Annotated in this window: 12 protein-coding genes and 1 pseudogene; 4 read left to right on the forward strand and 9 right to left on the reverse strand. The window is 65.0% G+C overall.

Annotated features, from left to right (window positions below):
- Window positions 1-107 precede the first annotated feature (107 nt).
- Window positions 108-1,223 carry a lactonase family protein gene (locus K3F49_RS38410; RefSeq protein ID WP_234686049.1) on the reverse strand — a complete coding sequence of 372 codons (1,116 nt, stop codon included), beginning with the start codon at window positions 1,221-1,223 and terminating at the stop codon, window positions 108-110.
- Between the two features lie 177 nt (window positions 1,224-1,400).
- Entirely contained in the window at window positions 1,401-1,538 is a 138-nt protein-coding gene (locus K3F49_RS38415) for a hypothetical protein (RefSeq protein ID WP_234686050.1), read from the reverse strand.
- 315 nt (window positions 1,539-1,853) lie between these two features.
- Here K3F49_RS38415 and K3F49_RS39360 point away from each other — a divergent pair, with 315 nt between their 5' ends.
- A complete protein-coding gene (locus K3F49_RS39360) occupies window positions 1,854-1,976 on the forward strand; it encodes a hypothetical protein (RefSeq protein ID WP_346657403.1) in 123 nt (40 codons plus the stop codon).
- A gap of 234 nt (window positions 1,977-2,210) precedes the next feature.
- Here the strand turns inward: K3F49_RS39360 and K3F49_RS38420 are convergent.
- A pseudogene (locus tag K3F49_RS38420) lies at window positions 2,211-3,023 on the reverse strand (GMC oxidoreductase); the annotation flags it as partial.
- Window positions 3,024-3,207: 184 nt separating this feature from the next.
- Window positions 3,208-4,077, reverse strand: a complete 870-nt coding sequence (locus K3F49_RS38425; RefSeq protein WP_234686052.1) for an SDR family oxidoreductase — start codon at window positions 4,075-4,077, stop codon at window positions 3,208-3,210.
- Window positions 4,078-4,179: 102 nt separating this feature from the next.
- Between K3F49_RS38425 and K3F49_RS38430 the strand changes: the two genes are divergently transcribed.
- Window positions 4,180-5,070 carry a LysR family transcriptional regulator gene (locus K3F49_RS38430; protein ID WP_234686053.1) on the forward strand — a complete coding sequence of 297 codons (891 nt, stop codon included), beginning with the start codon at window positions 4,180-4,182 and terminating at the stop codon, window positions 5,068-5,070.
- Between the two features lie 33 nt (window positions 5,071-5,103).
- On the opposite strand, the gene K3F49_RS38435 is transcribed toward K3F49_RS38430, so the two are convergent.
- The 3 genes from K3F49_RS38435 to K3F49_RS38445 form a co-directional block, all read right to left on the reverse strand.
- A complete protein-coding gene (locus tag K3F49_RS38435; RefSeq protein WP_234686054.1) occupies window positions 5,104-5,364 on the reverse strand; it encodes a hypothetical protein in 261 nt (86 codons plus the stop codon).
- Window positions 5,365-5,456: 92 nt separating this feature from the next.
- Window positions 5,457-8,123 carry a bifunctional diguanylate cyclase/phosphodiesterase gene (locus K3F49_RS38440; protein ID WP_234686055.1) on the reverse strand — a complete coding sequence of 889 codons (2,667 nt, stop codon included), beginning with the start codon at window positions 8,121-8,123 and terminating at the stop codon, window positions 5,457-5,459.
- Between the two features lie 124 nt (window positions 8,124-8,247).
- A complete protein-coding gene (locus K3F49_RS38445; RefSeq protein WP_234686056.1) occupies window positions 8,248-8,940 on the reverse strand; it encodes a hypothetical protein in 693 nt (230 codons plus the stop codon).
- A 167-nt stretch (window positions 8,941-9,107) separates the two neighbouring features.
- On the opposite strand from K3F49_RS38445, the gene K3F49_RS38450 reads away from it, so the two are divergent.
- A complete protein-coding gene (locus K3F49_RS38450) occupies window positions 9,108-10,160 on the forward strand; it encodes a LysM peptidoglycan-binding domain-containing protein (RefSeq protein ID WP_234686057.1) in 1,053 nt (350 codons plus the stop codon).
- Between the two features lie 151 nt (window positions 10,161-10,311).
- The gene (locus K3F49_RS38455; protein ID WP_234686058.1) at window positions 10,312-11,655 is read left to right on the forward strand and encodes a Spy/CpxP family protein refolding chaperone; all 1,344 of its coding nucleotides are present in this window, start codon (window positions 10,312-10,314) and stop codon (window positions 11,653-11,655) included.
- An 89-nt stretch (window positions 11,656-11,744) separates the two neighbouring features.
- Here K3F49_RS38455 and K3F49_RS38460 read toward each other — a convergent pair whose 3' ends face one another.
- Together K3F49_RS38460 and K3F49_RS38465 are read right to left on the reverse strand one after the other, a co-directional pair.
- Window positions 11,745-14,213: a beta strand repeat-containing protein gene (locus K3F49_RS38460; RefSeq protein ID WP_234686059.1), complete on the reverse strand. Its 2,469-nt coding sequence runs from the start codon at window positions 14,211-14,213 to the stop codon at window positions 11,745-11,747.
- A 123-nt stretch (window positions 14,214-14,336) separates the two neighbouring features.
- Entirely contained in the window at window positions 14,337-14,546 is a 210-nt protein-coding gene (locus K3F49_RS38465) for a hypothetical protein (protein ID WP_234686060.1), read from the reverse strand.
- Between the last annotated feature and the right edge of the window lie 222 nt (window positions 14,547-14,768).

Genomic DNA, 14,768 nt, shown 5'->3' on the forward strand with positions numbered 1-14,768 from the left:
CATCCACGTCTTGGCGACGTGGTACGAAGAACGTGGATGCCCGGGACAAGCCCGGGCATGACGACCTCTTATGGGAACTATCCAGGGAGGGGAGAGTGAGCGCCCCCTCACTTCAGCGTCAAAAACTCCACCCAGTTCGGCTTCTTGCCGGTGGCGTAGGATTTCAGCTTGCCGAGCGCGCCGCTGCTCTGGTCGATGGCGTAGACCGTCATGCCGTCGGACAGCTCGCCGACCGCGGCCAAGTAGCGGCCGGTCGGATCGATGTTGAAGCCGCGCGGCTGCTTCTCGGTCGGCACGCTGCCGATCGTGGTCAGCTTGCCGCTGGTCGCATCGACCTTGTAGGCGGTGAGCGTGTTGGTGGTGCGCTCGGAGGCATACAGGAAGCGGCCGTCCGGGGTGATGTGGATGTCGGCGGCCCAAGGCTTCCCCGAAAAACCTTCGGGCAGCGCGGTGGTGCGCTGGATCTCGCCCCAGGCTCCGCTCTTGGCTTCATAGCTGTAGGCTGCGACGTCGCCGTTCAGCTCGTGGATGAGATAGACGAACTTGCCGTTGGGATGAAACACGAAGTGCCGCGGTCCGGATTTCTCCGGCGTCTTTATCGAAGGCGGATCGCTCGGCGTCAGCGTGCCCGCAGCGGCATCGAATGCAAAGCTCAACACCTGGTCCGAACCGAGATTGGTTGCGAACACAAAGCGGTTGTCGGGCGAGGGCAGGAAGGCGTGTGCGTTCAGCCCGGTCGGGATCACCTGCTTCGGTTCGCCGACGACGCCGTTGGCTTGAAGCGGATTCAGCGCGACCTTGCTGCCGCCATAGGAGGCGCTGAACAGCACCTTGCCGCCACGGTCGGTGGCGATGTTGGCCATGCTGTCGGCGAGCGGCCCGTTGCCGATATGACTGAGGAGACCCGTCTTCTGATCGATCGCGAAGCTCACCGCGAGGAATGGCTGCGAGCGGACGCCGGCGATCAGCACGCGGTGGTCGGGCGTGATCGCAAGCGGCGTCGAGGCGCCGGGCTTTTCGACGTCGGTGAAGGCGGCTGTCTGCACCGGCGTCATCTCGCCGCCCTCGGCGATCTTGAAGACGCTGATGTCGTTGGAGTCGGCATTGCCGACATAGGCGAAGGTTTCGGCCATGCCGGCACGGACTCCCAAGACGAGGGCAAGAGCAGTGAAGAGCGTGGTGGCGATCGCCGCGCGGGATGCGGGGCGGGTCGGTTTGATCATGGGCCGTCCTCCTTGAGCCGGTGTGGCTTGTCGTTTTGCGGCAGACGATAGCGGCTGGTGTTCCGTTGCACCAAACTCCAATTGGGATTGATCGATGCCGAAATTGTATCGGTTGCAAAGCATTTTCGAGCGAAGTGGATGCCGGCTCGCGTCGAGAAAACGCGTCAAAATAACAATCTAGCGCACCGACGCCGTCAGGTCGCGCGAGGGCAGGCGCGGGCCGGCTGCATGGTCGGGCGGCCCGAGCACGGTCCACACGGCAATCGCGACCAAGGCCGAGGTCAGGATGGTCCAGGCGACCAATTGTCTGCGCATCAGGCCAAATCCGTCCGAGGGTACGATGCGCCGAAAGCGCCTGAACCACCGTGCACTGCAAAAGGCGGCGATCCTATGAACTCGTTCACAGCCGGGGACCTTGGTGGTGAAGATGTCGTGGCAAAGCGCCACACCGGTTAAACCGATCGCAAGGTCTTGCCGACAAACTCCAAATAGCGCTGCGCTTCGTCTGCTCATTCGCTGCGCAAGCCCCGGCCACGGGATCTCCAGGGAACGGCAGCCTTGTCGCGCCGTTACTCCGGTCCCGCGGGCGGAGGACGCCAATACGGAGGCTGGCAAAACGGAGGCTGGAAAGTGTTTTGGATTTATTGGGACACCGCCTGGTCGCTCATCATCAGCGGCATCATGTTCACCACCATCGTCACGCATCCGGACGCCGAGTTCGTCGAGATCCAGGCCGCAAGACCGGCGAAATGAGCCGCGCGACCTGAGGCACCCCCAAACAACCGAAATCGCGCCTGGCTCGCGCGTGCCCGCCGGCGCAGGCTCATGTGGTGAACCAAATCTTAGGAGCGGGCCGGTATTTTTCTGCATCTTTTTCAGATTCAGATATCCGGCGCTCCTATGGCATTGTTCGGCAATCCCTCCGCACATCTCAAGCGCGACGTCGACCGCTTCGTCGGCGACCTCCCGGCGTAGCGTCGTCCGGGATCACTGCATCGTCGCGGCCGCGATCTTCTCCGCCGACATCAACACCGGAAAATTGGTGTTGGCGCACGGCACCACCGGAAAGATCGAGGCGTCGACGACGCGCAGGCCCTGGATGCCTTTGACGCGGCCCTGGGCATCGACCACCGCCATCGGATCGTCGGCCCGGCCCATGCGGCAGGAGCACGAGGCGTGCCAGACACCGATGGTGGCCTTGCGTACGAAGGCTTCCAGCGCCTCGTCGTCGTTGATCACGTCATCGAAGGTGAAACCTTCGACCACGAAATTGTCGATCAGATAGTGACGCAGCGCCGCCGGTCCATCCATCAGGGTCGCGGCGATCTTGGTCAAAATCCTGTTCCTGGTGTTGACCACGCCGATCTTCCGGACCTTGTCGGTGTAGGCGGCCGGGAACGGCTTGTCGGTCACGGCCCGGACGGCGTCGCTCAGCTGAATGGCCGCCATCTTGCGGAAGCCGCTCATCAGGCGATCGAGGTCGCGCCGGTCGGACAGCAGATTGAATTCGACGATCGGCTCGGCGGAAGCGTCGCGCGAGGACAGCTTGACCTGTCCGGTCTCGGAATAGGTCTTGTTGACGAAGGTCAGCGCCGAGCCGATCTGCGCGCCGACCGCGTGCCAGGCCGACTTGCTGAGCAGGACGACGAACATGTCGCCCTTCGGCACGCCCGCGAGCCCTGACGAATAGCGCAGGCCGAGCTGCATGTGGCGTCGCGTGTGTTCGTTCATGCGCGCGCCGCGGCGGACGAAGGACGACAGCGAGATCGAGGGATGATCCATCAGGCGCTGGCCGACGCCTGCGCGGACGGCAGCATTGGACGACGGGACGGCTCCCGGAAGGCACTCCCGTCGTCTAGATTTTCGGTGAAGATCAGAGCTTGTGCTCGGCGAGCAGCTCGCGGGTGCGCTTCAACGTCGACAGCAGGGCAGTCGAATGGATGGTCGTATTCCCTGGTCGTGATTCCGGGTGATGCCGCTGCCGTCAGGCCGCGGCTGTGATCTCGGCGACGAAGTCGCGATAGGAGCGCAACGGACGCCCCAGGAGCGACGTCAGACGTTCGACGTCGCCGGTCTCGGGGAGCATTCCGTCGGTGAGAAAGCGCTCGCTCATCAGCCGCATGTCGAAGGCCATCCAGCTCGGCATGAACTGTCGGAGGTTCTTCTCGAAGCCGGCGGTGTCGTCGCCGGGATAGGCGATGGAGCGGCCCAGGACCTCCGACCAGATGGCAGCGGCCTTCGTGCCGGTCAGCACATCGGGACCGACGAGATTGATCCGGGTTAGCGGGAGCGGCGCGGCGGATGTCTCGCGGCGGATCAGCTCGATGGCCGCGATCTCGCCGATGTCGCGCGCGTCGATCATGGCGAGGCCCTTGGCTCCGATCGGCATCGGGTAGATCCCGTATCCGGTCACCACGTCCTTGATCGTGAGCTCGTTGTTGATGAAGTAGGCGGGGCGCAGGATGGTGGCCTTGAAGCCCATCTGTTCGATCATCCGCTCGACGCCGAACTTGCCGGCGAAGTGCGGCACGTTGACGTAGACGTCGCTGTGAATCACCGACAGGTAGACGATCCGCTCGATGCCGGCTTCGCGGGCCAGGTTGAGCGCGACCAGCGCCTGGGTGAATTCATCCGGCACCACGGCATTGAGCAGGAAGAAGGTCGAGACGCCCGAGAGTGCGCTGCGCAGTGAGTCGACGTCGAGCAGGTCGCCTTTCACGGCGGTCACACCTGCGGGCAAATTGGCCTTCGCGGGATCGCGGACGAGGGCGCGGACATCGGCGCCGCGCCTGACGAGCTGTTCGACGACGCTGCGGCCGACGGTGCCGGTGGCACCGGTCACGAGGATGGTCATGGGGATCACTCCGGTTGGGGTTGGTCGATACCCCGCAAATTAGTGATCCAAATTCGATCAAATAGACGCTATGTTTGAACAGACTGTCTCATTGGTGGAACGATGGATCTCCTTGCGCTCGCCGATTTCAATCTGGTTGCGCGTCATGGCGGGTTTGGACGTGCGGCCCGGGCCGCCGGCCGCCCGAAGGCGACGCTGTCTCGTCGGGTCGCTGAACTGGAGAGCAGCCTCGATCTGCGCCTGTTCGAGCGCGGAACCCGCACATTGAAGCTCACCCAGGAAGGCCGCGCGCTTCATGAGCGGACAGGCGCGTTGCTCGCCGAGCTCGACGAGGCCGCGGCCGCGATCTCCTCGGGTGGCGACAGGCCGCGCGGCCGGCTCCGGATCAGCGCGCCGCTGCTGTTCGCGCAGACCGCGATGGGAAAGCTGGCCGCCGCATTTGCGTTGAAATACCCGCAGGTCCGGCTCGAGGTCACGACGGAGGACCGCTCGGTCGATATGATCGAGGAGGGCTATGACCTGGTGATCCGCGTCAATCCGGATCCGGACGAAACGCTTGTCGGACGAATCCTGATGCGCGATCGGTTGGTGGTGGTGGCGAGCCCCGGCCTGAGCGGTCCAAAGGGCGATTTCGCCGTTCCGGCCGTGGTGAGCGGGGCGAGCGATCCGAACCTCGGCTGGGACGTCACGACCCGAAGCCGAAGATGGCGGATCACGATCGACCCTGTGCTTCGCCTGTCGTCACTCATCATGATGCGCGATGCGGTTCGCGCAGGCGTCGGCGCCGCGCGCCTTCCCGTCTCGCTGGTCAGTCACGACCTGGCGTCCGGCAAGCTCGTGCACTGGGGCGATGTCGACGGCCCCGAAATCGTGCTCTGGGCACTCTATCCGTCGCGCCGATTGCTGAGCGCTCGCGTATCCGCGTTCCTCGATTGTCTCAAGGAAGCGTTTCCCTCGGGAACTCCGGAGGAGCTTGCATCGTTCATCGATTGAGCAGGGCTTGTCAGAAGGGCCCTGGCGGCAGGCCTATTGCAGCACCTTGGGCATCACGACGACGACATCGACCTGTCGCTTCAACACACGCGATGCGACACCGGCGATGTAGATCGAATAGCCGTCCTCGATGTCGGAGGCGATCTCCTCGTCCTTGGCGAAGGCATAGAGCATCGTGCCGTCGAGCTTGTCGAAACGGATGCCTGCAAAGAGGCGATCGAATGTCTCGGCGCCGACGGCGCCTGCCATCAGCGCCTGTATCGCCTGGTCCTGGACGAGTGTGAGCTGCATCATGCCGGTGAGATATGGAAACGCCGCGCGAATACAAGATGCAGAAGATTACGACGAACGTAACGGCACCCGTCTGAGCGGACGCTGAAACTGGCTCAAGCCGCCGCGGCCGCCTGCTTCGACAGCAATTGCTTCAGCTTCGCCGCCGGCACCGCCGGGCTGAACAGCCAGCCCTGCATCTGGCTGCATCCGAGCCTTTGCAGCACCTCGCGTTGCGCCTCGGTCTCGACGCCTTCGGCCGTCGTCGCCATGTGGCGGGCGGCGGCCATGTGCACCACGGCCTGCACGATCGGCGAGGAATCCTCAGGTTCGCCGATATCGCTGATGAAGCTGCGGTCGATCTTGATCTTGTCGAACGGGAAGCGGTGCAGATAACTCAGCGACGAATAGCCGGTGCCGAAATCGTCGAGCGCGATGCGCACGCCGAGCTCGCGCAGCTGCTGCAGGATGGTCAGCGCCTCCGCGTCGTCGCGGATCAGCACGGTTTCGGTGATCTCGAGCTCGAGCCGTCCCGGCGCCAGGCCTGACTCGGCGAGCGCGGCGGCGACCTTCAGCGCCAGCGTCTTTGAGCGGAACTGCACCGGCGAGACGTTGACCGCGATGTGGATGCCGGCCGGCCACGAAGCGGCTTCGGTGCAGGCCTGCTTCAGCACCCATTCGCCGATCTCGCTGATCAGGCCGGTGTCTTCCGCGACCGGAATGAAGTCCGCGGGCGAGACCATGCCGCGCTCCGGATGGCGCCAGCGCAGCAGCGCCTCGCAGCCGTTGACGACATTGGCGGAGAGATCGACCAGCGGCTGGTAGTGCACCTCGAACTCGTCGCGGGCGAGCGCCTGGCGCAGATCGAGCTCGAGCTGGCGGCGCTGCCGCGCCTTGGCGTCGTATTCGGGCACGAAGATGCGGTAGGTGCCGCGTCCCTCCGATTTCGCGGCGTACATCGCCAGATCCGCGCGCTTGAGCAGATCTTCGAGATTGTCGCCATGGTCGGGCGCAATCGCGATGCCGATGCTGGCGTCGCTCGTGATCTCCTGTCCCTTGCAATCCACCGGCGTGCGCAGCGATTTCAGGATCCGTTCGGCGAGCGCCGTCAGCTCGGCCTGGTCGCAGGTCCCGGCCTTGATGATCGCGAATTCGTCGCCGCCAAGCCGCGCGACGAGATCGTTGCCGCTGACGCAGGCGCGCAGGCGGCTGGCAACCTGGCGCAGCAGTTCGTCGCCGACCTCGTGTCCGAGCGAATCGTTGACGCCCTTGAACTCGTCGACGTCGATATAGAGGATCGCAAACGGCTTGCCTTGGGCAAGCTCCGCCACGCGCCGCTCCAGATGGCCGCGCATCAACACGCGGTTGGGCAGGTCGGTCAGCGCGTCGTAATGCGCCATATGCGCGATGCGCTCGTCGGCGCGGATGCGCTCGGTGACGTCGTCATGCGTGGCGAGCCAGCCGCCGGCGGCGCCAGGCTGGTTCTTGATCTCGATCAGGCGGCCGGCGGAGGTCTCGACGATGTTGCTCTGGATCCGTCCGACGCTGTTCAGGATGTCGTCGCAATAGGAATCGACGTCGCCGTCGAACGAGCCGGTGTCGGCGCGATGCTGGATCACGTCGCGGAAATAGGCGCCGGGTTTCACCACCGCGGTCGAGAGCCCATACAAGTCGATGTAGCGGCGGTTGCAGACGATGAGCCGCTCGTCCTGGTCGAACATGAGCAAGCCCTGGGTCATCGTGTTCATGGCGGTGTCGAGCCGCTGTTTCTCCAGCGAGACGCGGCGCGTCACCTGGCGGAAGATCAGGAACAGCGTGAGCACGAGCAGGCCGATCGACAGCACGGCGACGGTGACGAAGAATTTGGTCTGGGTGCGCCAGGTCGCGAGCGTCGCGTCCAGCGATTTGGTGGCAACCACGACCAGCGGCTCGCCGGTCAGCATGCGCGAGGCGACGATGCGGTCCTTGCCGTCCATCGGGCTTGCGAGCTGCGTCGTCACGAAGGTGCGCTCGAACACCGCCATCTGCTCCGGTGAGCCCTTGCGATAATTCTGCCCGATCATGTCTTCGACATGGGGGATGCGGGCGAGCAGCTGGCCGTTCTGGTGGTGCATCGCGATCGAGGATTCCTCGCCGAGCCCGGTCGAGGCGAAGAAGGATTCGAGCTGCTCCGGCGTGATCGCCCGCGACACCAGGCCGAGGAATTCGCCATGCGGTCCCGACACACGCCGCGCGATGACGATCGCCGGACCCTTGCCGAAACGGCCGGGCACGACCTCGATCTCTTCCTGCGCAGCCGGATCGTTCTTGAGTCGGTTGAAATAGCCGCGATCCGACACCGAGATGTCGGCGACGGGCCAGCGCTTCGACGAGTTGATCAGCACGCCCCTGGAATCGAACACGTTGGCGCCGGCCACATCGGACCAGCCGCTGGCCTTGGTGCGCAGCACCTCGTGCATGGCGAGCGTCGCCATCTCGCTGCGGAACACGTCAGGGGAATCGATGCCGTGACCTTCGAGTTCCGCGATGATGCTCTTCTGGAGTACCGCAAAATCCTCGAACTCGCGGTCGAAATGGCGGGCGAGCAGGCGGACGGAGCTCTCCAGGCTGTCGCGGCCGCTCTCGATGGCGTTCTGGCGGAAGCGGTCGACGGTGAGCCCGGTGCCGATGGCCATCGCCGCCATCAGCACGAAGCCGCCGACGATCAGCCACGTCAGCGGCGCGCCTCGCCATTGGCGAAGCAGCACGCGCAAACGCGCGGTCCATCGGATTGATGCGCCCATCCCGTCCTCCCTGGGATGCAAGATGCAGCAAAACCGAAAAGACCCCGTTACCAGCGAGGGTTAGGGAAGTATGAATCGGAGCGGAATCAGAGGGTTGGTTCCCGGGCCGATTGGCGATGAAATTTCACCGCTTGATCTCCCAGTTTAGCGCTTCCGCATTGCCCTTGGCGAACATCGCCGGCACGTCGAACTTGCCGGTCTTGAGGTCATAACGACACGTCCAATCGGCCAGCCCCTTCACGGCAACGTTCTTCGGATGCTTGTCCATCTCGCCCGACAGCGAGATCAGGAGGTAGCGGTTGTTGGGCCAGTCGACGCCGAGCCAGCGATAGCCATCCTCGGTGCCCTTCATGAGATTGGCCGAGATGTGGTAGTCGAGCTTCATGTGCTTCGTGTCGGGCTGGCTGTGAAAATAGTCCCAGGCGAGATCGCTGAGCGACTTCCTGGTGGCGCTTGCGAAGGCACCGTTCTCGACATGGTAGAGAAACAGATCCTGCTCGCCCGAGCCGGTCTTCTGCATCCGCACCAGCCATTGCGAGTCGCTGGTGAAGCGGAAGCCGGCGCCATAGCCCTGCTCCGGCTTCAGTTCCGTCATCTGGTCGCCGCGCCGCGCCCAGACCTGCCATTTGACGTCCCAATTGCCACCGTCTTTCATGTACTGCTCGAGCTTGGTGGCGCCGTCGGGCGAGGTGAAGGCAAGATCGGCATTGTCGGTGAGGACGAAACCCGGCGGCGGGCCGGAGGCGGCGAGCGCGGGGGTGGCGGCGAAGGTCAGGGCAAGCGCCAGAAATGGCGCGGCGCGATAAAATGCGGTCACGGGGAAAATCCTGAAAACTAAAAAAAATGCCGCAGCGCGGCCTCGCTCGTTTGACGCCAGAAGGGTTAGCCCGGTTCATCCCTTCGAACGTCTTGCTGCCGTGGCCAAATCGGCGCACTTTGTGCTGGCCGATTGGCGACCCAGTTTCGATCAAGGTTTGAGCATTGATGATCACCGCATCCAAGGCCTTCATTGCGTTCTGTCTGCTCGCGGCGGTCGGCGCCGCGCTGGTGATCGGCCCGACGGAGCTGCGCCACATGCTGCCGGGCGCGGCGAGTACCGAGGTCGTCGCCGCCAAGCCCGAGAGCAAGCCTGAGGTGAAGGCCGAGGCCAAAGCACAGGCCAAGACTGAACCCAAGACCGAACTCAAGACAGAGCCGAAGGCTGAAGAACAGAAGCTCGCGGGGGTTGCTCAACCCACCTCGCCGGCGCCCGCTGACGCGCCGAAGGCGGGGGCACTGGCCGAGACCCAGGAGCAGGTCGCCGCGCTCGCGGAGATCGCACCGACCAAGCCGCAGCCGGCCGTTGCCGACACCGGTCCGCGCTTCGACGTGGCCCGCGTCGACGATCATGGCGAGGCCGCGGTGATCGCGGGCCAGGCCGCGCCGGGTTCGAAGGTCGAGCTGATGCGCGACGGCCAGCCGCTCGACAGCGTGGTGGCCGATGCGTCGGGCCAGTTCGTGATGACCCCGCCGAAGCTTCCCGCCGGCAGCTACGAGCTGACGCTGCGCGCCAAGGCGCCCGACGGCACTGTTACGCAGTCCAGCCGCACCATGCCGGTGACGGTCGCCGAAGCCGCCCCGCCGCCCGCACGCGTGACACCGGTTGCGAAGCAGGAAGCCAGGTCGACTGAAAAGCCGGGCGACAAATCGGACGTCGTCGCGTCCCTGCCGGCGCCGCGTCTGGCCTCGGCGCCGGATCGGTCCGCGGCTCGGCCGCGCATGATGGCCGCGCCCAAGCCCAGGTCCATGGCGAGGGTGCCGGCAGCGGCCACCACGGTCGCATCCGCCTCGCCCGCGGACGTCCTCACCGCGTCACCGGCGGAGGCCGGCGGCAGCCGGGTGGTTTCGCGCGGCGACAGCCTCTGGGCGTTGAGCCGTCTCGCTTACGGCGACGGCAACCGCTACGCGGTGATCGTCAACGCCAACCGCGACAAGATCCACAATCCCAATCTGATCTATCCCGGCCAGACGTTTGTGTTGCCGCAAAGGGCGCAGTGAACGGTCGTCATTCCGGGGCGTCGCGAAGCGACGAGCCCGGAATGACGGAAGGCGCGCTGCTCGCCGCGATGATGACCCCCAACTCTGCGACGCTTTGACCGTCTCGCTGCGGAACAATTGGTTCCCCGGCGAGTCTTCTTCATGCGACGCGATGCGCTTGGCGCTGGAGGAGGGCCAGGAAGTGGTCATCTCGGTGGTCGGCTCGGTGGTCATGTCGAGATCTCGCCTGGGGCTGGCGCTGGCCGGCGCGGTCCTCGCGATTCTGGCAGTGCTGTTGCCGAATACAGCCGAAGCGCAGTTCGGACTGCGTGGCGGGCCCCTCGGTGTTGCGCGCTTCGCCGTCGGCCACGTCATCGGTCTGTCGCGGATGCGTCATGCCCGCATGGCGGTGCGCGGCAGCCGCTATCGCTCCGCGGCGCTGAGATCGCAGGACCCTCGCCAGATTCCAAACGGTGCCGAGCGTGGCCAGCCCGCCAATCCCTACGTCATGCGTGCCGCGCTCACGGCAGGTGCTGCGCTGTCTGGCTGGCACGGCGGCCGCCGTCCGCAGGGCTGGTGGCGTCATGCCGACGGCAGCTATGGCTGGATCGGTCCCGTGTTCTGGCCGTTCGCGCATGACGATCTCACCACGGCCGTGATCTTCGGCGATACGACCAGCCTCTCGCTCTATGGCTATGGCGATATCTACGCCGCGATCTTCGCGCCCTATGCGGCGCCGGAGCTCGCCGCCTACACCGCGCCGCAGGGACGTCGTGCGCGACGCGTCCCGTCGGTGGAGACGGTCTGTGATAGCAGCGACACCGGCGGCTTGCCCGTCGACCGCATCGCCGCCACCGTGCAGCCGAACGAGATGCAGCGCACCGCGCTCGACGATCTCGGCGCTGCCTGGGCTTCCGCGCGCGATACCATCCGCGCCTCGTGCCCGGCGCAGGCGCCAACGACGGCGGCGGAGCGCCTCGGCGTGATGCAGGCCCGGCTTGATGCCATGATCAAGGCCACGGATGCGCTGGCGCCGCCGCTGACAAAGTTCGTCGACCTCCTCGATGACAGCCAGAAAGCAAAGCTCGAGTCGCTCGCCAACGAACGCCGCGCTGCGTTCGCGTCAGCCCAGCACAAGGACGCGCAAGCGGCCGCAGCCTGCGATCCCAACAACGATCCCCGCTATGATCTGCAGGCGCAGCGCCAATACGAGCAGCTCGTGCAGCAGCAATGGCCCGCGGACGACATCGCCAACACGCTGAAGCTCGACGACACCGGCCGCGCCCGGCTTGACGTGCTCCAGGGCACCACGCTGCGCACCATGGAGAGACTCAGTCCTTGCCCGATGAAGGCCGAAGCAACACCGCAAGCCCGCCTCGCCGCCGTGAAGGCGCGGCTGGAGACCATGCAGCAGGCCGTCCACGGCGTCGGTGATGCGCTCGATGATTTCGAAGCGGATCTAAGTGATGAGCAGAAGGCAGGGTTCGAGGCGATTGGGCCGAAGCGGGGGATGTGATTGGTCCAGCCTGGATTCGAGGAGCGCCTCAATGGAGGGAGCGCACCCGGAGAGCGCGCTCCTGCGCTCTCCAGAGAGAGATCATCACTTTAGCTAAAAAAATGCCCGCCCGCGGCCTGCGAATAGGCCTGCCACTGATGATCGAGCACGATGGTCTCGTGGCTGCCGTTGCTCTGGCTGATGTCGATGACGAGGTCGTTGGCGCCGCCGCGCTGGGCGGTGACGTCGGCCGCGCTCTTGACGAGATCGGCCAGCGCCGCCATCGAGTTCACCACCACGCCGGAGCCGGCGCCTTCGCCGGTGTTGAGCACGGTCGTGGGATGCGCGCCGGATGAGGCGAAGGTGCCGGCCTCGTAGTCGTAGAACACCAGCGCATCGCCCTTGTTGAAGTTGAGGTCGAACACGGCGTCGGTGGCGCGCTGGCCGGCCGCCTGATCGGCGCCGTTGAAGCGGAATTGATCCGCGCCGGCGCCGCCGTAGAGCAGATCGTTGCCACCGCCACCGTTGAGCACGTCGGAATGCAGGCCGCCGATCAGGATGTCGTTGCCGCCCTTGCCGTCGAGGACGCTGCCGACCGGGCTGAACAAATTGGCGATCAGCAGATTGTTGCCGTCATTGCCCTGGACGAGGTTGTCGGAGACGACGGTGATCTTGGTGCCGCCATGGCCGTCGGATGACAGTTGGTAGTTCAGCCCCGAGGCATAGGCATGCGAGTCGAGCTGGAGCGCGATCGTGCCAGAATTGCCGCCGGTGACGGTCAGCACATTGTCGGCCGATAGCGTCGCGCTCGTTGCCTTGCCGATGCCGGCGAGATCGATGGTGTCGCCGACGCCAAAGCCTTCGATGGTGTTGTCGAGGTGGCCGTGGTCCAGCGCGGCCTTGTCGATCTTCAGCGTTTGTGCGCCGCTCTCGAAGCTGATCGTTCCGGTGCCGGCCGCACCCAGCGCCGCGAGCTCCAGCGTGCCCGCATGCAGCGTCGTGCCCCCGGTGTAGCTGCTGGTCTGGCTCAGCACGGTGGTGCCGGTGCCGGCCTGGTCGAGCGAGCCGTTGCCGGAAATCGAGGCGTTGAACACGAAGACGTCGGAATGGGTCGAGGCCAGCACGCCGTTGTCGGTGACGTGCCCGGTGAGCGATCCGCCGTCGGCGATCGCGAGCCCGGCGCCGGTCTCGATGCTGATGCCCGAGGTGAAGCTTTCGGCGTCGGTCACGGACCAGTTGCCGCCCTGCACGTCGAGCGCCTCGAAATTCACCGTGTGCGCCAGCGTGCCGGAGCCGTTGCCGAGCAGCTTGAAGGTGTCGGTGCCGTCACCGCCGTCGATCGTGCTGGTGAAGACAGCCCCGGTGTAGTCGTTGACGATATCGTCGCCGCCACCGAGTGCGACGCTGCCCTCGATCGTGCCGTGATTGGTGACGGTGTCGGCGAAAAGGTCGGTGATGGAGATGGCTTCACCATTGCCGCCGTGAATGAGGCCCCAGTTCAGGATCGTCGTCGGCGCCCAGCCATTGCCGCCATTGCTGCCGTTGCTGCCATTCGGGCCGCCCGTGCCGTCGCTGTCGTTGACGGTGATGGCGCGTTCGAAGCTGGTGATGACGCCGCCGGCCTCGTTGATGATGGTGCCGCCGCCGATGGTGACAGCCTCCTGGAGGTCGATCGTCCCGTCCGCCTCGACCACATGCACGCCGGTGGCCTGGATGGTGCCGAAATTGTCGAGGGCCAAAAGGCCATCCACGTCGATGCCGTCGCCGTCCACCGCGGTGCCTGCGAGATAGCCGCCGGTGCCGATGATGGTGCCGTGATTGGTCACTGTGGTCATTGACAGGCTGGGCGTGTCCATGTTGATGCCGCTGCCGAGGTGTCCGGTGATGGTGCCCTCGTTGTAGACATTGATCGGCTGCTCGCCGGTGATGCCGTGGCGGGCACCGTCGATGGTGCCGCCGGCGTAGTTGTTGACGATGCCGCCGCCGGCGTTCGACTGGAAATCGATGCCGTCATTGCCGCTGTCGCCGGCGCCGTTTTGCGCGACGATCGCGCCCCAATTGTTGATGGTGGCGTGCGCGCCGGGCCGGATCGCATCGGCATCGGCTGCGCCAATCAGGCCGCCGGCATCATTATTGATGGTGACGATCGCGGATTTGAGATTGTCGAAATCCAGCGCCTGGCCACTCGCCGTGCCGCTGATCGTGCCGCCGCTATAGCTGCCGGAAACGATGACGCCGGAATTGTTGACGGTGACCGAGCCCTGATGGCCCGCTGCGTCGGGCGCGATATCGGCGTTGATGCGAATGCCGTCATTGGCCGTCGACACGAGCGCGGCGCCGCCGGCGTTGTCGAAGGTGAGGCTGCTGCCTGCGGCAAGCACGCTCTTGCCGGTGTCGATGCCGCGGGTTGCGGCGCTGATGGTTCCGAAATTGTCGATTTCGGTCGTGCCGCCCGTCCAGCTGATGGCGACGCTGGCGGTGACTGCGAGGGTCGCGCCGGCGTCGATGACGCCGGTATCGCCGTTGCCGACCGTCTTTGCTTTCGTGTCCGTGCCGCTTGCGACGGTGAATGAAGCCATGATCCCCCCTGATGTGCATGCTTGATGGACGCCGGCCGGCGCCGCGAATGCCTGCGGGAAGAGAGCGGTATCGGGAGGAGATGACGGCGAGATGACGCGCTGTGGATCGTTCGCGCCCGGACGCTACCCACACGCCCAGTCGAACTTCATGTCCCCAAAATCGAGCTGCGCGTTGCCGCCGCCAAAATTATAGCCGCCGAAATATTCCTCGAACTCGATGTAGAACGGGCTCATCTCGGGCACGGCCTGGCAGGGCCGCATGGTGCCGCCGAGATGGTTGGGCGCGTGGCTCTTGCCCCAGTCGTGCAGGCGGAAATTGTCGCGGCTCGGCACGCCGCCGGCATAGTAGTAAAACGGCTGATATGGGAGGATTAGATCGCAACAGAATGACAGTCGTCCGATCGACTGACCCGACGAGCAAGCACATCAGAGCTTGGTGAGATCAGGCGCAAACGCCCGATGATGCCATCATGCCGGTGTTTTGCCCGACGTGTCAAAGGAAATTTCGCTAAATCCGCAAACGCGGAGAAATTTCGCCATATCACCTGAGCCTAG

Source organism: Bradyrhizobium monzae, assembly GCF_021458635.1.
In the GTDB taxonomy this organism is placed as follows: Bacteria; Pseudomonadota; Alphaproteobacteria; order Rhizobiales; family Xanthobacteraceae; genus Bradyrhizobium.